The organism is Pseudomonas sp. BTN1 (genome assembly GCF_001907715.1).
In the GTDB taxonomy this organism is placed as follows: Bacteria; Pseudomonadota; Gammaproteobacteria; order Pseudomonadales; family Pseudomonadaceae; genus Aquipseudomonas; species Aquipseudomonas paracarnis.
Map to the genome: position 1 here is coordinate 24,284 of NZ_MPBM01000012.1, position 21,959 is coordinate 46,242.

The following is a 21,959-nucleotide window of genomic DNA, read 5'->3' on the forward strand; positions in this document are numbered from 1 at the left end:
GGACGGTCTGATGGGCGCAATCTAGCATCTGCTCAACGGTCACCGCGACCTCGCACCGATTGAGGAACCACATGAGCTTGAAAGACACACTGCCCGGCGTACTGGGCTTTGGCACCGCCCCCTTGGGCAATATGTTCCGCGCCATCCCCGAAGCAGAAGCCCAGGCCACCGTCCAGGCCGCCTGGAACCAGGGCGTGCGTTACTTCGATACCGCGCCGTTCTACGGCTCGGGCCTGTCGGAAATTCGCCTGGGCCAAGCGCTGTCCAACTATCACCGCGACGACTACGTGCTCAGCACCAAGGTCGGCCGGGTGATTCTCGATGAAGTCGAAGAAACCGCCCGTGACCTTGGCGAAAAAAGCGGCGTATTCGAACACGGCCGGCCCAATAAAATACTCAATGACTACAGCGCCGACGCCACCCTGCGCTCCATTGAAGACAGCCTGACACGCCTGCAAACCGATCGCCTGGACATCGTGTGGGTTCACGACATCGCCCAGGATTTTTACGGCGACCAATGGCTGGAATACTTCAACCAGGCCCGCACTGGTGCCTTCAAAGTACTCACCCGTTTGCGCGAGCAAGGAGTGATCAAGGCCTGGGGGCTGGGCGTCAATCGTGTCGAGCCTTGCGAGTTGACCCTGGACCTGGCCGAAGCCCAGCCTGATGGTTTTCTGCTGGCGGGTCGCTATACGCTGCTGGACCACGACCGCGCCTTGCAGCGCCTGATGGACGCGGCCCACGCCCAGCAGGTCGAGATCGTTGTCGGTGGCCCGTACAGCTCCGGCATCCTCGCTGGCGGTGCGCACTTTGAATACCAGCAAGCCGGCCCGGCGATCATTGCCAAGGTCGAGCAGATCAAGGCAATTGCCCAGGCGTTTGGCGTCAGTATCAAGGCCGCTGCGCTACAGTTTTCACTGGCCCATCCGGCAGTGGCAGCGGTGATTCCTGGTGCCAGTCGTCCGGGGCGGATTGCCGAAGACGTCGCGGCGCTGTCTGAACAGATTCCAGCAGCCTTCTGGCAGGCGTTGCGCGAGGCCCGCTTGATCTCGGACCGTGCACCTTTGCCTCTCTCACGTTAAGGAGCTTGAGCATGAAAATTGATGTAAGTGGCAAAGTGGCTATTGTCAGCGGCAGCACCGCCGGGATTGGCCTGGGTATCAGCCAGGCCCTGGCGCAATCCGGTGCCACGGTGGTGGTGATCGGGCGGGATGCAGGCAAGGTGGACGACGCCTTGGCCAGCATTCGCCAAGCGGTTCCGGCTGCTCAACTGCGTGGTGTGGTGGCCGACCTCGGCACCGTTGAAGGCGCACAGAAACTTTTCGCCGCCGAACCCCGCGCCGACATTCTGGTCAACAACCTGGGCATCTTCGACGCGGTGGATTTCTTCGACGCGCCGGACAGTGAGTGGGCGCGCTTCTATGAGGTCAATGTGATCTCCGGCGTGCGCCTGGCGCGGCATTATGTGCCGGGTATGGTCGAGCAGGGCTGGGGCCGGGTGATCTTCGTGTCGTCGGAGTCTGGCGTGGCGACGCCGGCCGACATGATCAACTACGGGGTGACCAAAAGCGCCAACCTGGCGGTGTCCCACGGCCTGGCCAAGCGCCTGGCGGGTACTGGGGTGACGGTGAATGCTATCTTGCCGGGGCCGACCTTTACCGATGGCCTGGAACACATGCTCAAGGACGCCACGGCCGAATCCGGGCGCAGTGCCCGAGAGGAAGCGGATGTATTTGTGCGCCATGCGCGGCCCACCTCGATCATCCAGCGCGCGGCCAATGTGGATGAAGTGGCGAACCTGGTGGCGTACATTGCTTCACCGCTGTCTTCGGCGACGACCGGTGCCGCGCTGCGGGTCGACGGTGGCGTTGTCGACAGCATGGCAATCTGATTTTTTTCCTGACTGGAGTATTGATCGTGGCAACAGCGTCTTCTGTGATTGAAATTGCGGTGTCGGCCGACCAGGTCTGGCAACTGATTGGCGGCTTCAACAGCCTGCCTGACTGGCTGCCTTTGATTGCCAAGAGCGAGCCGAGCGAGGGTGGCCGTGTGCGTCACCTGACCACCGCTGACGGCGGCGCGATTGTCGAGCGTTTGCAGACCTTCGACAACGTGGCGCGCACCTACAGCTACACCATCGAAGCCTCGCCGTTTCCGGTGAGTGCTTACTTGGCGACCTTGCAGGTTGAAGCGCTGACGGACACCTCGGCGAAAGTGACCTGGTCCGGCGTGTTCACGCCGGCAGCGGGTACCACCGAGGCGCAAGTCGAGGCATTGTTTGCCGGTGTCTACGAAGGCGGGCTTGAGGCGTTGCGCGGTAACTTCTAAAGAATGTGGTGAGGGAGCAAGCTCCCTCGCCACAGGTGGGTTTTAGCCTATATGGAGCAAGGCTGCCGCGACAGCCTCTGCCGGCGTCATCTGCGCCGTATCCAGCCTGAACGGTGGGGTTTCCCAGCGTTCGTACTTATGCGCCTGCACCGATTCCCAGGTCGGCGGCACCAGCCCGGGAATATCGCCCACACGCCCTTCGACTCGACGCCGATGCGCCTGCTGATCGGTACACACCACCTCGATATTGCTCAGCGCCACACCGGCCGCTGTCGCCACCGCTTGCCAGGCATCGCGGCTTTCCTTCACGGGGTTCACACAATCGGCGATCACCCGCTGCCCCAGGCGCAGGTTACTCAGCGCCAGCGCATTCGCCACCGCGTAGCCGCTGGCCCCCACATCGCCTACCAACACCGCAGCCTCCCGCAGCGCCTGCTCAATCACATCGATACGCAGGTAAACCGCGGCCAACTGTCGCGCCAGCTCCCTGGCAATCGTGGTCTTGCCACTGCCGGGCAAGCCGCTGAATACAATAAGCATGACCCTTCAACCCTTTGTAGGCGCGCTGCTCGCGAAAAACGCCAACCATAACGCGCACTCCCTGAATAAACGCGGCGCCTGTGAGTTTTTCGCGAGCAACCTCGCTCCTACAATGGTATTAGAACCGCTTGACTCATTTCACCCACAGGAGCGCCCATGACCCTGCCGTTCGTGAAGATGCACGCCCACGGCGACGACTTCATTATCATTGACCGCCGTGGCGAGGATAACCCTATTACTGCGCAGATTGCCCGCCACTTGGGTAACCGCCGCACCGGCATCGGTTTCAATCAGCTGGCGGTGGTGCTCGACTGTGAGGAGGCTGCTGCGCGCGTTCAGTTCTGGAACCCGGACGGAACACGCTTGCAAACCTGCGGCAGCGCGACGCGTGGCGTGGCGGATCGCCTGATGCATGAGGCTGGCACCCAAAGCATCGTGCTGGGCAGCGACCGTGGCTTGCTGACATGCACACGTGCTGATGGGCAGCGCGTGTCGGTGGATATGGGCCCACCCTCGCTGGACTGGGCGTCGGTACCCTTGGCCAGGGCGATGGACACCTGCGTGTTGCCTATCGACGGCCAGCCGGCGGCGTGCAGCATGGGCAACCCGCATTGCACGTTTTTTGTGGAGGATGTGACGGCGCTCGATATTGAAGCCATGGGCTCGACCCTGGAAGTTCACCCGCTGTTTCCGGCCAGGACCAATGTGCATTTCGTGCAAGTGCTGGACCGCGGCCATATCCGCCTGCGTATCTGGGAGCGTGGCGGAGGTGTGCCGCTGGGGTCCGGTTCATGCTGTTGCGCGGCGGTCGTCAACGGCATCCGGCGAGGGCTGCTCGATGAGCGTGTGGAGGTCCAGTGCGACGGCGGCGCGGTCACGGTGCAATGGGACGGGCGGGGCGGGGTGATATTGACCGGCCGGGTCGAGCCGATCATGCAGGGCACCGCGTACCTGGACTAGAACTTCACGGTAAACGTGGTGCCGGCGCTCGCACATGAACTCACCGCCACGTCGCCGCCATGTACTCTGGCCAGTTCGCGCACGATATACAGGCCCAGGCCTACGCTGCGCACGTCGCTGCCCTGGTCGGTGCCGCGGGTCATGGGTTCGAACAATCCGGCCAGCAGGGTTTGGGGAATTGCCGGGCCGTGGTTGTGCACCGCGACCGCGCAGGTGTTATCGCCCAGGCGCGAGGTAATGGTGATCGGCTGCAGCAAGTCGCCATAGGCCACGCTGTTGGCCACCAGGTTACCGATCATCTGTTGCACGCGGTCGGCGTCCAGGCACGCGTCGCCCTGGCCCTCGGCGTGATGCACCAGCGTGGCCTTGGGGAAGGCCACCCGCAGTTCGTCGACGCTGCGATGAATAACGCTGTGCAGGTCCAGCGGTTGCGGCTTGATGGTAATGCCCTGGCCGACCCGGGCCTGGGTGAAGTCCAGCAGGTCGGCGATCATGCGGTGGGCGCGTTCGGACGACTGGCCGATGTGCCCCAACAACTGGCGCTCCTTGGCCGTGCGCTCGCCACGCTGGAGAAAGTCGGAGGCCATGCGGATCGCGGTGAGTGGGTTTTTCAGGTCATGGCTGACAATCGCCACCATCTGCTCGGCAAACAACGCCCGGCGCTGGGCAATGGCATAGGCCTCGCTCAGTTCGGCCTGGGCCTGTTGCAGGGCCAGTTCCGTAGCAGTTTTTTCCTGCAGCAGGGCTTCAGCCTGCTTGTGGGCATTGAGCAGCTCACGCTCGTACTTGTCACGGTCGGTGGTGCCGAACAGCGCCAAGTCATACACCACGCCGTCGGGCTGCTGGCGCCGGTTGGCGTTGAGCAAGACCGTGACTTTGTGCCCGTTGCAATGACGGATGTCGAGCTTCACCTCGGTGACGCTGCCATGCATACGCAGCATCGGCGCCAGGTGCGTCTGGTAAAAAATCCGCCCGCCCATGGCCAGCAGGTCCTGGAAACGCCGGCCCAGCAGCTGGGCCGCAGTAAAGCCCAGCCAGTCGCACAAGCGCGGGTTGACGTGCAGGATCGTGCCATCTTCCTGGGTCACCGCCAGGGCACACGCCGCGCTGTCAAACAGCGGGTCAACGGGCATCGGCAGCCGCCCAAGGGGCCAGGAACCGGTCCATCGCCGTTGCACACGCCTGGGGGGCGCTCATATGCGGGCAATGGCCGACATTCTCGACCAGGCAATAAGTGCTGTTAGGTAGTACGGCGTGCAGGTATTCACCCACGGCCACGGGGGCGATCAGGTCGTCGGTCGATTGCAGGATGAGTACCGGGGTGGTCAGGCCGAACACATCCTGGCGGTTATCCGAGAGGAAGGTCACGCGGGCGAACTGCTTGGCGATGTCCGGCTCGGTGCGGCAGAAGCTCTCGGTGAGCGCCTCGCTCAGGTGCGGCTGCGTCGGGGCGCCCATGATCACCGGGGCCATGGCGCTGGACCAGCCCAGGTAGTTGCTGTCGAGGGTGTCGAGCAGGTCGTCGATGTCGTCGCGCTGGAAACCGCCGACATATTCCTCGGTATCGATATAGCGTGGCGATGGGCCAATCATCACGTGTGCGGCAATGCGGCCCGGGAGGAAACGGTCGGCGAGGGTGCCGATCATCGCGCTGACCGAGTGGCCCACCAGAATCACCGGGCCTTGGGCATAGGCGTCGATAATCTCGTTCAGGTCATGGGCATAGCCATCCAGGCGGCTGTATTTGGTTTTGTCGAACGCACTTAAGTCCGACAGGCCGGCGCCGACCAGGTCATACAGCACCACGCGAAAGCGCTCGAGAAAGTGCGGTGCCAAGGCATTCCACATGGCCTGGTTGCAACCAAAGCCGTGGGAAAACACCAGTGTCGAGGGACCTTTGCCCATCACATGTACATTGTTGCGGTGACGTAGGTCCATGGGGTTCTCGTGGATGGCTAATTGCTATGCAGCTTAGCGGGCAGTTTAGATAGTCGCAGGCCCTGGGTCACGCGTTTGCGTGCAGATAAGGTAAAGTCGGCGTCTTCAGGGAGAGACTTCAGGTAACCATACATGATCGTGCTTGTGCGGCAATCGGTGTTCAGCCTACTGGCCCTGGTGTTTTCCAGCCTGTTCATCGCCGCTCATGCGGACACCTCGCCGATTGGGGTTGCCCTTGATCAGCGGGTTATTGACCTGACCAATACCCTCGACTCGGGCACCGTGCTGCGCCTCAAGCAACAACTCGCCGACCTTGAACAACGCAAAGGCGCGCAAGTGGCCGTATTGCTGGTGCCGGCCACCGGCAGCAGCGGCATCGAAGACTATGCCAACCAACTGTTCCGCGCCTGGAAGCTGGGGCGCAAGGACGTCAACGACGGCATCCTGCTGGTGGTGGCCAAAGCCGACCGCACAGTGCGCATCGAGGTGGGTTATGGCCTGGAAGGCATCGTCACTGACCTGCTGGCCCATCGCATCATTGAAGAACGTCTCACTCCAGCGTTTCGTCAGGGCGATTTTGCCGGTGGCATCCAGCAAGGCGTGAGCGCGCTGGTGGTCCTGGTGGACGGTGGCGACCTGCCTGAAGTGGCCGGGCCGGGGATCAACCCGCAATTTTTCGCGATATTGGCGGCGTTTGTCCTGGGGGCGCTCGCCGGTACACTGATCGCCGCTGGCAAGTTGCACTGGTGCAGAGCTTTGATCATCGCAGTTGCGGCCACGCTGTTGCTGACGGTATTGGCCGGTGGTCGGGACTGGCCGATGTTCCTCGTTGCAATGCCGCTGACCTTGTTGATTGGCGGCGCGCTATTCGGTGCGTTGTGGCAGGTGCGCACGCTGTTTTACGGCGTGATCGGGCTGCTGGGTTATATCCTCGGGTTGGTGGTGGCAAACCATTACGTAGACGTCAGTTTCACCCACTGGTTGCTGTGGCCCCTGGGCGTCTTGGTGGTGCTGGGGTTGTACCTGGTGCTGGTGCTGCTCATGAGGCAGACCTGGCGCACCAGCCGCGCAGGTTTTAGCGTACGACTGCTGGCGGCGGTGGCCGTGTATGGGGTGGCGGGGCAGGTGATGGACGGCGATCGCGACGCCTGGTTGCTGGCATTTCCTATCGCATCGTTTGTTGCGCTGATTATCTTTGGCAAGGTCGGCGAAGGTTCTGGCTCCGGCGGCGGGTCCAGCTCAGGTTCCAGCGGCTCCAGCACCAGCAGCAGTTCGTCGGGCGGTGGCGGTTCCAGCGGTGGCGGGGGGGCTTCCGGCAGTTGGTAGATGACTCGGCGGCTGTCCCATAGTGGAACAACCGCTGAACTCTACCTTTGAGGGTGAAGCCCCTGGGTACTGGTTGTTCGGCAAAGCCCTGAGTGCTAAAGCGGCTTAGACAGTGGAGTTGTCACGCCTTGGTCCAACCGCCGTTGCCGTCAGGTTTTATTTCGAAGTCGATCGGTTCACGCTGGGCATTGGACGCGGAGTCGTTTAAGGCCTTGTCATCCCAAGTTGGGAAGGCGGGCAGGGTGCCGGTGCCGTGATATCCAGCCCTGGTATTGACCTGGGCGTCATCGACGGTCTTTTTGTCTGAAGGCAAGAAGTTGCGATCCAGCCGAGTGCGGTTGGCGTGGTCGCGCGTCGCATTGCCAATGTTTTTCCAGCCGCCCTTGCCATTGGACACTTCGGCATCTTCTCCAGCCTGTTTGTCCAGAGAGTTTTTCCTCGGTACATCGTTATCGATAGGGTGTTTGGCAGCGGGCTGGTACGCGGGTACGAATGGGGCGGAGCCATTGATTGAAGACATGATTGCACCTCTCTGATTGCTTGGAAATTAACCCTGTCAGAGGGTGGCCCTGACAGGGCGTTTCGCAGGCTACAGCGCCTGGGGCAGGCGCTCAACGAGGTCTGTTTTGGCTGGATGTAACAACGTGAAACCGCATCAGGTGTTGGTTTTCGAGTGAGTCAAAAGGCTATAGGCGCAGTCCGGCCCACGCTCCGAAAAGTCAGGCTGGCTGTCAGATAGCGCAGCGCAGTGCCAGCTTTTCACTCACCGAAACACATTCGGTCGTTGCAGGTCTTTTGGTTGCCTCACGCTTGGAAACACTTTTGCAATCACTCGTGCAACGGCTTGCATTAAAGCGTCTTCACCATCTCATGCCACGCCATACCCCCATGATCCGACGGCGAAGGGCGCACGTAGGTGTAGCCCATTGCTCGGTACAACGGCACATGCTGCGCCTTGCACATCAGGTGGAGGGTGCGCTTGCCCATTGCCTGCATGCGTTGCACGAACTCAGTCATCAGCCGTTTCGCATAGCCCTTGCCTTGATGGGCCGGGTCGACCACCACCGACATGATCACCACATTCGGTGCCTCGGCCACATGGCCCACCAACTCCTTGAAGGCCTCGTCCGACATCACCACTTCATGGGCGCACCCTGAGTTGATGAAGCCCACCACTGCGCCATCTTCCTCCAGGATCAAAAAGCCCTCGGGATACTGCGCGATACGCGTGGTGATCTTTTCAAGCGTGGCGGCTTCGTCGCCCTCGTAGGCGCTGGTTTCGATTTCAAAGCAGCGTGCTGCGTCGGTGGGCAGGGCGTTGCGCAGGGTGAGGGTGGGCATGGGCCGTTCCAGAGATTTTCAGTGAAAGGCCACATCATAGAGAAACCTTGCACCTTTGGCACCGCAAGGCCGGCCCTGACGGGTGAAGCGTGAGGTTCAACTTTGGTGCTGCGCAATCAAACTGTGGGGCTTGCCTGCGATGACGGCCTGAAGGCCGACACCTATCTATCTGACCCTACGCGATCCAAATGTGGGAGCTGGCTTGCCTGCGAAGGCGGCCTGGCAGGCGACACAGTTGATTGCGTACATATCCATTCCTGCGGTAACGGCCACTTAGGGTTCCGCTTTTACAGCGGGTCACTTTTGGAAGGACCCAAAAGTAACCAAAAGGTCCTCGCCCCAAAACTCGGCATCCCTGCGGTTACCCCCCAAATCCCTGTCGAATTCCGGCCAGCGTGGTTTAACGGGGCGCCTGAGATCAAAAGCAAGATCAAAAGCAGATCAAGAGCGGCTCGCTTCGCATCGTGGTTACCGCCTGGGTAGGAGCGGGTAGGATTGAGTTTCGCAAAAACCAGAAAAACCGCCGAGGCGGGTTTTCTCACAACTTACTGCACAGCAGGTGAATCAAGGCCGTGTTTTTCAATCACCGTAAACACATCCGCCACATCCTGGACCATGATCCGGGCGGTATTGGCAACTGTGCGCGGGTTCGCAGACCAGGAAGAATCACCCCCGGCAGACCCGAAGGTCTCCGACGCACAGCCGCCATACCGACAGGATGTATCAAACCCCACTCACCAACTTCCCACTGTCCATCCGGCGCTTATACGCACTGTCCCGACTCGCCAACCAGAAGTACAACGGCGACGTCACCACCAACCCCATCACCCACGACAAGTCCGCGCCGTTGATGTGCTGCGAAATCGGCCCCACGTACAGCGGCGTGTTCATGAACGGAATCTGCACCACGATCCCCACCGCATAGGCCAGCAGCGCCTGCGGGTTGTACTTGCCGTAGATGCCGCCATCCACGCGGAAGATCGAGGCGATGTCGTATTGGCCTTTGTGAATGGCGTAGAAGTCGATCAGGTTGATCGCCGTCCAAGGCACCAGCACCACCAGCAGCACCAGCACCATGTCGACGAAGTGGCCGATGAAGTCTTGGGAGGCAAACACCGCCGCAATCGAACAGGCGGCCAGCACGATGATGGAGATCACCGCACGGCTTTTCGCGGTCGGGATCCAGCGGTAGGCGAAGGTCTGTATCAGGGTGATGATCGACAGCACCGCGCCGTACAGGTTGAGGGCGTTGTGGCTGATCACGCTGAGCAGGAACAGCACCAGCATCAACGGGCCGATGGCGCCGGTGGCGAGTTTGACGGCGTCCATGGTGTCCATGCCTACCGGCGTGGCGAGCACTGCCACGGCGCCGAAGATGAACGCCAGGCTCGACCCCAGCGCCGAGCCCAGGTAGGTGGTCCAGAAGGTGGCGGCTACCGGCACGTCGGCGGGCAGGTAGCGGGAGTAGTCCGACACGTAGGGCGCAAACGCGATTTGCCAAAGTGCAGCCAGGGAAACAGTGGCCAGCCAACCGGAGATGTTGAAGCTGCCACGGGTGAGGAAATCGGTGGTCTGCACATGGGTGAAGATGTAGCCAAAGCCCAGCACGATGCCTGCGCCGAGGACCCAGGTACCGATGCGGTTGAGTACGTGGATGAAGCGGTAGCCGATGATGCCGATGATCCCGGAACCGATGGCGCCGATAACGATGCCCACCGGTACAGGCACGGCGTCCACCACACCATGCAGGGATTTACCGGCCAGCACGATGTTGGAGGCGAAGAAGCCGATGTACATCACCCCGGCAATCACCACCACCAGCAATGCGCCGAGGGAGCCGAACTGTGCACGACTCTGGATCATCTGCGGGATACCCATTTGCGGGCCCTGGGCCGAGTGCAATGCCATCAACACACCGCCGACCAAATGGCCGACAAGGATGGCGACAATGCCCCACACCAGGTTGAGGTGGAACAGTTGCACACCCAGTGCGCCAGTGACGATCGGCAACGGCGCGATGTTGCCGCCGAACCACAGGGTGAACAGGTCTCTTACCTTTCCATGGCGATCTTCCGGGGGCACGTATCCAATCGTGTGTTTTTCGATGAGCGGGGCGGAGGATGTTGCAGTGGTAACCATGACGAGCTCCAAGGCAAGGTGAGTACGTGGGCGTACTTCGCTGTGCGGCGCATGGGCACCGCTTTGTTGTTGGAGTGATCATCTGCAATGGGCGCAGGCAGGTAAATTAGTAAGTTTGTTGCTATAGACCTTAAAAAAAGTATCTCGTGAGGTTTTTTGCTCCGGTATGTTGCATGCACGTCAATGGCTTGAAAAACCGGTGTTTCTGCGCACTTGTTTGGGGCAAAAAACTACGTTTAGGGAGGTGCCGATGGCAGCCTATAACCTGCGTCAGCTCAGATATTTTGTGACCACGGCCGAATGCGGCAGCGTTGCCGAGGCGTCGCGCAAGCTGTATATCGCCCAGCCGTCGGTTTCCACGGCGATCAAGCAACTGGAAGACAGCTTTGGCGTGCAACTGTTTATCCGCCATCACGCCCAGGGCGTTTCCCTCACGCCCAGCGGCGCGCGCTTTTATCGCAAGGCGTTGGAGCTGTTGCGGGTAGCCCATGAGTTCGAGCAGAACGCCCTGGCCGATAACGATGTGGTGGCCGGGCAGATTGACATCGGTTGTTTTGAAACCGTGGCACCGTTGTACTTGCCACGCTTGATCGCCGGTTTCAAGGCGCGCTGGCCGGGCGTGGAGATCCGCATCCGCGATGGCGAGCAGCAGGAGCTGGTGCAGGCGCTGACGGCGGGCAGTATCGACGTGGCGATGCTGTTTGAGCACGACCTGGGCAGCACCATCGAGACCACGCCGCTGATGCCGCCGCAACAGCCCTATGCGTTGCTGCCGGCCGACCACCGCTTTGCCCAACAGGCCAAGGTGTCCCTGGCCGACCTGGTGCTGGAGCCGATGATTTTGCTGGACGTGTTGCCCAGCCGTACCTACTTCGTGAGCATCTTCGAAGAACGCGGGCTGACCCCGAATATCGTATTCAGCTCGCCCTCCATCGAAATGGTGCGGGGCATGGTGGGGCGGGGGTTCGGGTTCTCGATCCTGGTGACCAAACCGTTCAGCGAGTACACCTATGATGGGCAGAAAGTGGTGTGCATTCCCTTGGTGGAAACGGTCACGGGGTCGGGGTTGTCCGCCGTCTGGCTACGCCGCGCACCCTTGACCAAACCGGTGCAGTTGTTTGTCGACTACTGCCGCGAAGAGTTGGCGCGACTACTGGGCTGAGCACCAAACCCCAATGCCGATCAGTTAAGCGAACACAGTGCTCAACGCAACGAAGATCAAAGGTGGGAGCTGGCTTGCCTGCGAAAGCGGTCGTGCAGTAACCGATGCAGTGATTGACACACCGCCTTCGCGGGCAAGCCCGCTCCCACAGGGATTTGCGCTTAACTGATCGGCATTGGGGCTGGCCCCTCCCACATAGGTGGTGCGATATCTTCAGGTACTGATAAAGCCTAGCAACCGCTGCAACATCGCATCGCAGCCATCGAGCTGCTCCAGGCTCACAAACTCATCGGGCTTATGCCCTTGGTCCATGCTGCCTGGCCCGCATACCACGGTGGGAATACCCACCGCATCGAACAGCCCGCCCTCGGTACCAAACGCTACGGTGCCGAATGCCTGCGAGTCGCAAAACGTCGCAATCAATTGCGCCGCCTGGCTGCGCTCATCCGTGACCAGCCCTGGGTAGGCCGACAACTCGGTGAACCGAATCGAACTCTGCTTGCTGACCGCCTGCATGCGCGGCAACACCTGCTGCCGCGCGTAGGCCTGCAGCTCTTCAGCTACTTCGCCCGGGTCCATGGAGGGCAGGGCGCGCACCTCAAAGTCAAAGCGGCAGTCGGCCGGCACGATATTCAAGGCCTTGCCGCCGTTGATCATGCCGGTCTGTACCGTGCTGAACGGCGGGTCAAAACGTGGGTCCTGACGCGCGCGTAGCCGTTGGCCAATGCGCCCCAGTTCACCGATCAACTTGGCGGCGTGTTCAATCGCATTCACACCCGAGGGCGCATAGGCCGAGTGGCACGCCTGGCCCTGAACATCGCAGCGCATCGCCAACTTCCCCTTGTGGCCCAGCACCGGCTTGAGCTCGGTCGGCTCGCCGATGATGCACAACATCGGCTTGACCGGACGCTGTTCAAGAACGGCGAGCAGCGAGCGCACGCCCAGGCAGCCGACTTCCTCATCGTAGGACAGGGCGATGTGCACCGGCAGGCGCAATGGCGCCTTGACCAGCGCTGGCACCAACGCCAGCACGCAGGCGATATACCCCTTCATGTCGGCGGTGCCGCGCCCGAACAGCTTGCCGTCGCGCTCGGTCAGCGTGAACGGCGGCAGGCTCCAGGGTTGCCCATCCACCGGCACCACGTCGGTATGCCCCGACAGCACGATACCTGGTAGTTCCACCGGGCCGATGCTGGCAAACAGGTTGGCCTTGCTGCGTTGCGCGTTGTAGACCAGCTCGCTGGTGACGCCAAGCCCGGCCAGGTAATCGCGCACATACTCGATCAATTGCAGGTTGGACTCGCGGCTGGTGGTGTCGAAGCCCACCAGGGTTTCCAGCAGGTCGCGGCTGCGGCTCATCGGTCGTCTCCGGCCACACCGTAGCCGGGGGAGCGGTCGGGGGCGAGGGCGCGATCGATATAGTCCTGCACCTGTGGGCGGTAGGCATCCCAGAGTTTTTGCAATTCGCCAATCGGCGCCTCGTCGGCCCAATCCACGCGCAAGTTGATAATCGGCCAAGTCAACTCGCCCACCACCACCAGCGCGGCGGAGTGCACCGGGCCGGCTTCGCCACCGGCGGCGATGGCGGCATGCATCGCGGCCAGTAGACGGTCTGCGAGCTGGCCTTCGCCCTGTTCGAAGGCCGTGACCATCGCGGTGATCACTTCAGGGGCGGCGAGCATATTGCCCGCCGCCACGCATTGCTCGCCCGATACCGCGTGATGGGTACCCAGGGTCTGACTGCCGCTGAAATGCACGCTGCGGCCCAGGTGGTCAATCGCCGTCAGTTGCCGGTACTGGCTGTAGCCGTTGCGGGTGAGCGCTTTATCGACGGCGTCGGCGGGAGCCAGGCCCTGTTCCAGCCCGTCGAGGACGTCCGGGCCGAGGGCCGGCAAGGTGATGTTCTGGGTCGACACGGCGCCCACACCGGGCCGCAGCCACGGGCAGCGGGCGCCCACGGCGATGCTCGATGAGCTGATGGCAATGCCCAGTTGGCCGGTCTCTGCACAACGGCCGACGATAGAAAAGGTCATGGCTAGCCTCCTTACTCTGGGATAACCGCGATCACATCAATTTCCATCAGCCACTGCGGCTGGCCCAGGGCCGAAACCACCAGCCCGGTGGAAATCGGGAACACGCCCTTGAGCCACTTACCGACTTCCTGGTACACCGGCTCGCGATAGCGTGGGTCGATCAAATAGGTGGTGGTTTTGACGATATGGCTGAGGTCGCTGCCGGCTTCTTCCAGCAGTTGCTTGACGTTCTTCATCGCCTGCTCGGCCTGGGCCCGTGGGTCGCCGAGGCCGACCAGGTTGCCGTCGAAATCAGTGCCCACCTGGCCGCGTACGTACACGGTGTTGCCGGCGCGCACGGCCTGGCATAGGTCGTTGTCCAGGCTCTGGTTGGGATAGGTTTCTTTGGTGTTGAACATGCGAATGCGAGTGTGAGTAGGCATCAAAAAACTCCTGGGAAAAATGATCAGGCGCTGACAGGGGACTGGCGGGCAACCGGGGCGGCTTCGCGGTACTCAAGGTACTGACGCTGGATGGCGATATGGTCGGCCACGTATTTGGCGTCGTGCCACACGCCCCAGATAAACGACGAGCCACGCCGCGATTGCCATGGCAACCCAAGGAAGTAGATGCCCGCTTCGCTGGAGACACCGCGCTGGTGTTGCGGCTTGCCAGCGGCGTCGAAGGCGTCTACCTGCAACCAGCTGTAGTCCACGGCAAATCCGGTGGCCCAGATGATCGAAGTGATGCCAGCCTCCGCCAGGTCCAGTGTCAGGATCGGCTGCTTGATGCATTCAGCGTCGGGGAACACGCGACGTGCCTCGGGCTCCAGGGGCAGGTCGAGGCCGTTGCGCTCGATATAGGCGTCGGCCGCATCCAGCAAGGCCAGGTAGTTTTCATCACCGCGCGCCAGGTTCTCCACCAGGTTGGGTTGGAACGTTGCCACCGTGCCGTCGAAGGCGTGAGTCAGGCCGACCAGGGTCATGCCTTGCTGGGCCAGCTCGCGAAAGTCGATGGTCTTGCCGCCGTGGGCGCCACTCACGGCAATGGTGACGTGCTCGCGGCCGGGTTTCATCGCCGCCTGGTCCCACTCGCCCAATACGCCCAACCACCAGCAGAAGTCGCGGTTGCGATAGGCGCGAGGAGGGCGGTCATGGGCGCCGACCGACAGGTACACCTGGCGACCGGAACGCTGCAATTCATCGGCAATTTGCACCCCGGACGAGCCGGCGCCCACCACCAGCACAGCGCCGGCTGGCAGTTGCCCAGGGTTGCGATAGTCGGCGGAGTGGATCTGGTGCAGCGCGGTGTCTTTAGGCGCGATAGCGGGAATCACAGGCTTTTGAAAGGGCCCGGTGGCGGCTACCACGCGGTTGGCTTCGATCACGCCTTCGCTGGTGTGCACGGTAAAGCCGGGGCGCCCCTCGTTGCGTACCACTGAGGTGACGTCCACGCCGGTGCGGATCGGCGCGTTGAATTTACGGGCATAGGCTTCGAAGTAATCGGCGACGCGCTCTTTGGGTGCGAACCCATCGGCGGGGACGTCATCGAAATGCAGGCCGGGGAAGCGGTCATGCCAGGCCGGGCCGTTGGCGACCAATGAGTCCCAGCGGCCGGTGCGCCAGCGCTCGGCAATACGGCTGCGTTCCAGCACCAGGTGCGGCACGCCTTGCTTGCTCAAATGCTCGCTCATGGCCACGCCAGCTTGACCTGCGCCAACCACCAGCGTGTCTATTTTTGTTATCGCTACAGTCATGTCTCTATCCTTGCGTAATGCAGTTGGATTCAGCTCGGGCATGACGTCAAGTTAGGCGGCGGGGGGGTATTAATAAAATATTATTAAGTTGGGAAGTGAGCATAAATATCGGATGCAGAGCCGGCGAATGCCTGCCAGACAGCACATACATGCAATTCCCCACACCTGCCAACCGGCCACACTCTCCCCATCGCTCAATGCTCCGGGGAAACACCCAGCCATGGAATCAACCGCCAACACCCGCCCCGACGAAGTCGTCACCCTGGTCGTCAAGCACCGGGTCAAACCCGGCTTTGAAGTCGAGTACGAAGCCTGGCTGCGCCGCATCGTGCGCATCGCGGGCGAACGCCCTGGGCACCTTGGCGTTGACGTGGTGCGCAGCCAGCAAAACGGCATGGCGCTGTTCACTTGCGTGCTGCGCTATAGCTCCACCAACGCCCTTGAGCTGTGGCTCGGCTCCCCGCAACGCCAGGCCCTGATCGACGAAGCCGCGCCCATGCTCGCGGATGGCGACCAGACGGAAATCGGCGCGGCCAATGAATTCTGGTTCACGCCCCAGGCCGAGGGCGGTGCCAAGCCGCCGCGCTGGAAGCAGGCGGTGGTCAGCCTGTTTGTGATCCTGCCGCAAACCCTGCTGCTGCCGTTTATCTGGGGGCCGATCCTGCGGTTGCACCCGTTTTTGTCCAACTACGTGGTCTCCACCTTCCTGGTCACCCTGACCATCGTGTTGCTGGTGGTGTACCTGCTGATGCCGGCGGCCACCCGCCTGTTCGCTCCCTGGCTTGAAGCCTCTGTAAAGGAAACCCTATGAACGCCGATCTGATTCTGTTCAATGGCCAGTTCCACACCGTGGACCGGGAAAACCCACGCGCCACCGCCGTGGCCATCCACCAAGGGCGCTTTGTCGCCGTCGGTACCGACGGCGAAGCCATGGCCCTGCGCGGCAGCGGCACCCAGGTCATCGACCTCAAGGGCCGCACCGTAATTCCCGGCCTCAACGACTCGCACTTGCACCTGATTCGTGGCGGGTTGAACTACAACCTTGAACTGCGCTGGGAAGGCGTGCCGTCCCTGGCCGATGCCTTGCGCATGCTCAAAGACCAGGCCGACCGCACGCCCACGCCGCAATGGGTACGCGTGGTGGGCGGTTGGAACGAATTCCAGTTCGCCGAAAAGCGCATGCCCACCCTGGAAGAACTCAACCAGGCCGCCCCGGACACCCCGGTGTTCGTGCTGCACTTGTACGACCGCGCCTTGCTCAACCGCGCAGCCCTGCGGGTGGCGGGCTACACCAAGGACACGCCGAACCCGCCGGGCGGTGAGATCGTACGCGACAGCAACGGCAACCCCACCGGCATGCTGGTGGCGCGGCCCAACGCGATGATCTTGTACTCGACCTTGGCCAAAGGCCCGAAACTGCCTTTGGAATATCAGGTCAACTCCACCCGCCAGTTCATGCGGGAACTCAATCGCCTGGGCCTGACCAGCGCCATCGATGCCGGCGGCGGCTTCCAGAACTACCCCGATGACTATGCGGTGATCGAGCAACTGGCCAAGGATCAACAGTTGACGGTGCGCATCGCCTACAACCTGTTCACCCAGAAGCCCAAGGAAGAGCTCAGCGACTTCAAGCACTGGACCGGCAGCGTCACCCTGCACCAGGGCGATGACTACCTGCGCCATAACGGTGCCGGCGAGATGCTGGTGTTCTCGGCGGCGGATTTCGAAGACTTCCTCGAACCCCGCCCTGACCTGCCGCTGACCATGGAACAGGAGCTGGAACCGGTGGTACGCCACCTGGTGGAACAGCGCTGGCCGTTCCGTCTGCACGCCACTTACGACGAGTCCATCTCGCGCATGCTCGACGTGTTCGAGAAGGTCAACCGCGATATTCCGTTCAATGGCTTGCCGTGGTTCTTCGACCACGCCGAAACCATCACCCCGAAAAACATCGAACGCGTGCGTGCCCTCGGTGGCGGTATTGCGATTCAGGATCGCATGGCGTTCCAGGGCGAATACTTCGTCGAGCGCTACGGCGCCAAGGCCGCCGAAGCCACGCCGCCGATCAAGCGCATGCTGGCCGAAGGCGTGCCGGTAGGGGCGGGCACCGATGCCACCCGCGTGTCGAGCTACAACCCCTGGACCTCGCTGTACTGGATGGTCAGCGGCCGCACCGTCGGTGGCCTGGAGCTGCACGCCGAGGGCTTGCCGCGCCTTACCGCATTGGAGCTGTTCACCCACGGCAGCGCCTGGTTCTCCTCCGAGCAGGGCAAGAAAGGCCAGATCAAGGTCGGTCAATTGGCGGATGTCGCCGCGTTGTCGGCGGACTTTTTCAGTGTCGAGGAAGAAGCTATCAAGTGGATCGAGTCGGTGCTGACCGTGGTCGGCGGCAAGGTCGTTTACGGCGCTGGCGACTTCGAAGATTTCGCACCGCCACGGGTACCGGTGCTGCCGGACTGGTCGCCGGTGGTCAAGGTGCCGGGGCACTGGCGCCCCACGTCGCCGATGCAGGCCCAGGTTCACCAGTGCAGCGGCCCCTGTGGCGTGCATGCCCATAGCCATGAAAAAGCGCGCCTTTCCAGCGTGCCGGTCAGCGACTTCCAGGGTTTCTGGGGTGCGTTCGGCTGCTCCTGCTTTGCCTTTTGAAGAACACCCCATCCCTAAAGGAGTTACCCATGACTTACAAGCGCTTGAACAAAGACGATGCTGTTGTTTTGTTGGTTGATCACCAGACCGGCCTGATCTCCCTGGTGCAGGATTTCTCCCCCAACGAGTTCAAGAACAACGTGCTGGCCCTGGCCGACGTGGCGAAGTTCTTCAACCTGCCGACCATCCTGACCACCAGCTTTGAAAGCGGCCCCAACGGCCCATTGGTGCCTGAGCTCAAAGAACTGTTCCCCGACGCGCCGTACATTCCGCGCCCTGGCCAGATCAACGCGTGGGACAACGAAGATTTCGTCAAGGCCGTCAAGGCCACCGGCCGCAAGCAAATCATCATTGCCGGTGTGGTGACCGACGTGTGCGTGGCGTTCCCGACCCTGTGTGCCCTTGACGAAGGCTTTGAGGTCTTCGTGGTCACCGACGCTTCCGGCACCTTCAACGAAACCGTGCAACAAGCCGCCTGGGCGCGTATGACCGCCGCCGGTGCACAACTGGTCAACTGGTTCTCGGTGGCTTGCGAGCTGCAAGTGGACTGGCGCAACGACATGGAAGGCCTGGCCAACCTGCTCTCGCCGCGCATTCCCAACTACCGCAACCTGATGAACAGCTACTCGGCGTTCGCTGCCAAGTAACCTGGTCGGTAAAACACCGCAAAACCCTGTGGGAGCTGGCTTGCCTGCGATAGCGGTGCATCAGTCAACAGCATTGCTGGCTGATACACCGCTATCGCAGGCAAGCCAGCTCCCACATTTGATTGTGTTCACATTTTGGTTTGTGGTGTGACCACTGACAGGCTATAAAACAGCCCATCGTCCCCTGAGAAGCGACAATGAACCCCTTCGAAGACATGCGCCTGTTCTGCCAGGTCATGGAATCCGGCAGTTTCACCGCCGCCGCCGAGCAATTGGGCTTGTCCAAGCAATTCGTCAGCCGCCGCCTGATCCAACTGGAAGACCGCCTGGGCGTGCGCTTGCTTAACCGCTCCACACGGCGCCTGGACGTCACGCCGCTGGGCCAGAGTTACTACGAGTCGGCCTTGCGCCTGCTCGGTGAGGTGGAACAAGTGGAGCAGGGCATCGCTGGCCAGAACAGCGAGCCCCGAGGCACCATTCGCCTCAGTGCACCCTTGTCGTTCGCCATGGCGCACCTGGGTTGCCTGTTGCCGTTGTTTCTGCGTCAGCATCCGCAGGTCTGCGTTGAAGTTGACCTGAGCGACCGCCCGGTGGACTTGATCGGCGAAGGCTACGACCTGGTGCTACGCATCGGCACCCTGGAAGATTCCACCCTGATCGCCCGACGGATCGCCGCTATCGAGCGGGTGTATTGCGCCAGCCCCGACTACCTGGCGTTGCGGGGTACACCTTTGAAACCCGAGGACTTAACCACGCACGACTGCCTGCCCTACGGCCACGGCCGCCAGGTGCAATGGCGCTTCAAAGGCAAGGTGCAAGCCTTGAGCGTCAGTGGGCGCATGCGCGTCAATAACGGTGACCTGCTGCGCGATACCGCGATAGCCGGTCTGGGCGTTACCTATCTACCGACGTTCATCGTCAGCGACGCCTTGAAGGACGGTCGCTTGGTCAAGGTATTGGAAGACTTCGCCCCAGAGGCCTTGACCCTGTCGGCCGTGTACCCGCAGCACCGACAGAGTTCACGCCCGGTGCAAGCGCTGGTGGAGTTCCTGCGCGAACGCCTCGCTAGCGGCTGCTGAACAGTTGGCGGATCAGGTTGGGCGTGCTGCCCGTCCACCGCTTGAACGAACGCCGAAAATTCGCCGCATCGTTGAAGTTCAGGTACGCCGCGACTTCCTCGTTACTCAAGCCCTTGGCCAGGTACAAGTGCAAGGCCACATGCTTGCGCACCCGGTCGACCTGTTGCTGAAAACCGGTGTCGTGCCGTTGCAACTTGCGCTTTAGCGTGGCCGGGCTCATGGCGAAGATGTGCGCGGCCTGTTCCAGGCTGGGTGGTTGGCGCACATGTTCGCGCAGGTAGGCATAGAGGCAGTCCAGAAAACTTGTGGCAAAGCCCAGTTGCTCGATTTGTTCAAGGGCTTGCTGGCGCGCGACCTGGCCCGCCGTGGCCGAAGCGCCCGGCCAGTTGTGGGTGAGGTATTCACGGGGGATGCACATCATATCCAGCGGGCGTTCGAAGCGCGTGTGCTCGCCCAGATGCACCCAGTATTGCTCGACATACCGAGGTTCGGCATGGTTGAAACTGCACACCCATGGCAAGCGCTGGCCGCTGAGCCATTGGCTCATGGCAACCAGCGAGGTCATGCTGGCTTCGAGCAGAAAGCGCCAGTGTTCGCCGGCGCCGCAACTGTCCAACCAATACAGGTAAGCGTGGTGCTCATCCAGTTCCAGTTGCAGCGTGGCCAGCGGGCTGAGCAGCACTTGTTGCTGGATCAGGATGTCCAGGGCCTGATGAAGGTTCTGTGCATGCCCCAGCGCATGGCTGGCGGCGCCGTAGTAGCCGGGCAGCAGACGTTGGCCAAACAGGAAACTGCTGTCATCGGCGTCCAGTAGTTTGCGGCTGTTGCCGATCAAGCCCAGAAACTGTTGCGGGCTCAACCGCGCGTTGCCGGCCAGGATGTCTTCGTGGAACAGGCCGGTGCCCCGCAGCAGGCGATGGCTGTCGATGTCCCGGGACAAGCCCAGGTCGATCAACGTGGCGGGTTGATAGTGACCGGGGATGAAGCGGCTGTCGTTTTCATACCAGCTGGTTTTCACGGCCATTTCAGGCGCTTTTCGCAAGGGGTTGCTTGGCCCGGGCCAGGCCCATATTCAGCCGCGTGAGCAGCTCGTGGGGGGACTCTTGCAAGGCCATTGCCACCGCCGTGGTCGCCGCCAGTTGCAGGCGTTCGCCCTGTTGCCGGGTCTTGTGGGCCAGGCTCTGCACCGCGTGTTGCAACTCCAGCGCCAGGCCCTGGGCCTGACGCTCGCCGGTATTGGGCAGCAGCACCACGAAACGATCGCCCGCCAGGCGGCACAACAGGTCTTGGCGGCGCAGGTTGAGCAGCAGCACGTGGCTGACCGCCTGTAGCACCGCATCACCCTCGGCATGCCCGTAGACCTGGTTGATGGTGGCGAAGTTATCCAGGTCCAGGGCGAGCAACGACAGTGGTTGTTGCTGCGCTTGGCTGTCGCGCAGGCTGTCGATGAGTTGGCGCTTGAGGTAGTCGGCGCCGGCCAGGGGCGTGAGTTTGTCGAATAGCCGGTGCTCGCGAAACAACCGCTCGCGTTTTTCCATTTGCGCGCTGATCGCCAGTTGTTCGTGGTGCCAGTGATAAATGCCAATCGTCAGCAGGATCATGCCCACCGGCATTGGCCCTGACTCCAGCCAGTGGTCCCAGGACACGCTATCAGGCAGGCGGATGAATTCGTCGAGGCTGTCGATCCACCAGGAAAAAAAGATGCACGACAGCCCCAGCGCCAGGTATTGGGTGACCCGTCCGGCGGGGCGGCTTTTCAACACCAGGCCCAGCCAGATCAGCGCGAGCAGCGCCGAACCGCCTTCGCCGATGATATCCAGCCATACCCATTCGCTGACGCTCTTGAGCTCGCCGCAGGCCAGGTGCAGCAGCAGCCCGAGGTTGGCGGCGATCAGGAGCAACGCGAGTTTCCAGCGGTGGGGTTTGAGCACGGAAAACATGGCCACGGGTCCTTGGGCAAATGAGTAATGGGCGCCAGCACAGCAGATGGATGTGACGGTTGGATGACGGGCGGGAGGGTCGAATCAGCTCATGCCCTTGGCACATTTTTCAGCTGAACATATATCTTATGTGGGAGCTGGCTTG

At 61.7% G+C, this 21,959-nt stretch carries 22 protein-coding genes and 1 pseudogene; 10 read left to right on the forward strand and 13 right to left on the reverse strand.

What is annotated here, in order from left to right; translation table 11 throughout:
• Positions 1–71: 71 nt before the first annotated feature.
• From BMH52_RS05330 to BMH52_RS05340, 3 genes are read left to right on the forward strand one after another with little or no spacing between them, the layout of a single operon-like run.
• Positions 72–1,082 (forward strand): aldo/keto reductase, encoded by a 1,011-nt coding sequence (locus BMH52_RS05330; RefSeq protein ID WP_072434444.1) that lies wholly within the window; start codon positions 72–74, stop codon positions 1,080–1,082.
• An 11-nt stretch (positions 1,083–1,093) separates the two neighbouring features.
• On the forward strand, positions 1,094–1,891 hold the full coding sequence (locus tag BMH52_RS05335) for an SDR family NAD(P)-dependent oxidoreductase (RefSeq protein WP_020301857.1): 798 nt from the start codon (positions 1,094–1,096) through the stop codon (positions 1,889–1,891).
• A gap of 26 nt (positions 1,892–1,917) precedes the next feature.
• On the forward strand, positions 1,918–2,328 hold the full coding sequence (locus tag BMH52_RS05340) for an SRPBCC family protein (RefSeq protein ID WP_032903525.1): 411 nt from the start codon (positions 1,918–1,920) through the stop codon (positions 2,326–2,328).
• Positions 2,329–2,370: 42 nt separating this feature from the next.
• On the opposite strand, the gene BMH52_RS05345 is transcribed toward BMH52_RS05340, so the two are convergent.
• Complete coding sequence (locus BMH52_RS05345; protein WP_073843102.1) at positions 2,371–2,868, reverse strand: AAA family ATPase; 498 nt, start codon at positions 2,866–2,868, stop codon at positions 2,371–2,373.
• 156 nt (positions 2,869–3,024) lie between these two features.
• Here BMH52_RS05345 and dapF point away from each other — a divergent pair, with 156 nt between their 5' ends.
• A complete protein-coding gene (gene dapF / locus BMH52_RS05350; protein WP_073843104.1) occupies positions 3,025–3,828 on the forward strand; it encodes a diaminopimelate epimerase in 804 nt (267 codons plus the stop codon).
• Here the strand turns inward: dapF and BMH52_RS05355 are convergent.
• A complete protein-coding gene (locus BMH52_RS05355; protein WP_014718145.1) occupies positions 3,825–4,961 on the reverse strand; it encodes a PAS domain-containing sensor histidine kinase in 1,137 nt (378 codons plus the stop codon). The genes dapF and BMH52_RS05355 overlap by 4 nt on opposite strands.
• Positions 4,951–5,766 (reverse strand): alpha/beta fold hydrolase, encoded by an 816-nt coding sequence (locus BMH52_RS05360; RefSeq protein ID WP_072434445.1) that lies wholly within the window; start codon positions 5,764–5,766, stop codon positions 4,951–4,953. The genes BMH52_RS05355 and BMH52_RS05360 overlap by 11 nt, the downstream gene beginning before the upstream one ends.
• 132 nt (positions 5,767–5,898) lie before the next feature.
• Between BMH52_RS05360 and BMH52_RS05365 the strand changes: the two genes are divergently transcribed.
• Complete coding sequence (locus BMH52_RS05365; RefSeq protein ID WP_073843106.1) at positions 5,899–7,092, forward strand: YgcG family protein; 1,194 nt, start codon at positions 5,899–5,901, stop codon at positions 7,090–7,092.
• A gap of 121 nt (positions 7,093–7,213) precedes the next feature.
• Here the strand turns inward: BMH52_RS05365 and BMH52_RS05370 are convergent, their stop codons facing one another.
• The 4 genes and pseudogenes from BMH52_RS05370 to BMH52_RS05385 all read right to left on the reverse strand — a co-directional run bounded on the left by BMH52_RS05370 (position 7,214) and on the right by BMH52_RS05385 (position 10,572).
• On the reverse strand, positions 7,214–7,612 hold the full coding sequence (locus BMH52_RS05370) for a hypothetical protein (RefSeq protein ID WP_072434446.1): 399 nt from the start codon (positions 7,610–7,612) through the stop codon (positions 7,214–7,216).
• A gap of 329 nt (positions 7,613–7,941) precedes the next feature.
• Complete coding sequence (locus tag BMH52_RS05375) at positions 7,942–8,433, reverse strand: GNAT family N-acetyltransferase (RefSeq protein WP_014718149.1); 492 nt, start codon at positions 8,431–8,433, stop codon at positions 7,942–7,944.
• Between the two features lie 545 nt (positions 8,434–8,978).
• Positions 8,979–9,074: pseudogene (locus BMH52_RS29495) on the reverse strand (fructose-bisphosphate aldolase); the annotation flags it as partial.
• A gap of 82 nt (positions 9,075–9,156) precedes the next feature.
• Positions 9,157–10,572, reverse strand: coding sequence for a cytosine permease (locus BMH52_RS05385; protein ID WP_073843108.1), 1,416 nt, complete (start codon positions 10,570–10,572; stop codon positions 9,157–9,159).
• A 250-nt stretch (positions 10,573–10,822) separates the two neighbouring features.
• Here BMH52_RS05385 and BMH52_RS05390 point away from each other — a divergent pair, with 250 nt between their 5' ends.
• Positions 10,823–11,734: a LysR substrate-binding domain-containing protein gene (locus tag BMH52_RS05390; protein ID WP_014718151.1), complete on the forward strand. Its 912-nt coding sequence runs from the start codon at positions 10,823–10,825 to the stop codon at positions 11,732–11,734.
• Between the two features lie 213 nt (positions 11,735–11,947).
• Here the strand turns inward: BMH52_RS05390 and argE are convergent, their stop codons facing one another.
• The 4 genes from argE to BMH52_RS05410 are packed head-to-tail and all read right to left on the reverse strand — an operon-like array spanning position 11,948 to position 15,544.
• On the reverse strand, positions 11,948–13,093 hold the full coding sequence (gene argE / locus BMH52_RS05395; protein ID WP_073843110.1) for an acetylornithine deacetylase: 1,146 nt from the start codon (positions 13,091–13,093) through the stop codon (positions 11,948–11,950).
• On the reverse strand, positions 13,090–13,767 hold the full coding sequence (locus BMH52_RS05400) for a DUF1028 domain-containing protein (protein WP_014718153.1): 678 nt from the start codon (positions 13,765–13,767) through the stop codon (positions 13,090–13,092). Before BMH52_RS05400 ends, argE begins: the two co-directional genes overlap by 4 nt.
• An 11-nt stretch (positions 13,768–13,778) precedes the next feature.
• Positions 13,779–14,189 (reverse strand): RidA family protein, encoded by a 411-nt coding sequence (locus BMH52_RS05405; RefSeq protein ID WP_014718154.1) that lies wholly within the window; start codon positions 14,187–14,189, stop codon positions 13,779–13,781.
• Between the two features lie 23 nt (positions 14,190–14,212).
• A complete protein-coding gene (locus BMH52_RS05410; protein ID WP_161981182.1) occupies positions 14,213–15,544 on the reverse strand; it encodes an NAD(P)/FAD-dependent oxidoreductase in 1,332 nt (443 codons plus the stop codon).
• Positions 15,545–15,722: 178 nt separating this feature from the next.
• On the opposite strand from BMH52_RS05410, the gene BMH52_RS05415 reads away from it, so the two are divergent.
• The 4 genes from BMH52_RS05415 to BMH52_RS05430 all read left to right on the forward strand — a co-directional run bounded on the left by BMH52_RS05415 (position 15,723) and on the right by BMH52_RS05430 (position 19,874).
• Complete coding sequence (locus BMH52_RS05415; RefSeq protein WP_014718156.1) at positions 15,723–16,313, forward strand: antibiotic biosynthesis monooxygenase; 591 nt, start codon at positions 15,723–15,725, stop codon at positions 16,311–16,313.
• On the forward strand, positions 16,310–18,148 hold the full coding sequence (locus BMH52_RS05420) for an amidohydrolase (RefSeq protein WP_014718157.1): 1,839 nt from the start codon (positions 16,310–16,312) through the stop codon (positions 18,146–18,148). Before BMH52_RS05415 ends, BMH52_RS05420 begins: the two co-directional genes overlap by 4 nt.
• Positions 18,149–18,177: 29 nt before the next feature.
• The gene (gene ycaC, locus BMH52_RS05425; RefSeq protein ID WP_003191905.1) at positions 18,178–18,795 is read left to right on the forward strand and encodes an isochorismate family cysteine hydrolase YcaC; all 618 of its coding nucleotides are present in this window, start codon (positions 18,178–18,180) and stop codon (positions 18,793–18,795) included.
• 197 nt (positions 18,796–18,992) lie between these two features.
• Positions 18,993–19,874 (forward strand): LysR family transcriptional regulator, encoded by an 882-nt coding sequence (locus BMH52_RS05430; RefSeq protein WP_072434450.1) that lies wholly within the window; start codon positions 18,993–18,995, stop codon positions 19,872–19,874.
• On the opposite strand, the gene BMH52_RS05435 is transcribed toward BMH52_RS05430, so the two are convergent.
• Both BMH52_RS05435 and BMH52_RS05440 read right to left on the reverse strand, forming a co-directional pair.
• Positions 19,861–20,898: an AraC family transcriptional regulator gene (locus tag BMH52_RS05435; protein ID WP_072434451.1), complete on the reverse strand. Its 1,038-nt coding sequence runs from the start codon at positions 20,896–20,898 to the stop codon at positions 19,861–19,863. The two genes, BMH52_RS05430 and BMH52_RS05435, sit on opposite strands and share 14 nt — an antisense overlap.
• Position 20,899: 1 nt before the next feature.
• A complete protein-coding gene (locus BMH52_RS05440) occupies positions 20,900–21,814 on the reverse strand; it encodes a GGDEF domain-containing protein (RefSeq protein WP_014718160.1) in 915 nt (304 codons plus the stop codon).
• Positions 21,815–21,959 lie beyond the last annotated feature (145 nt).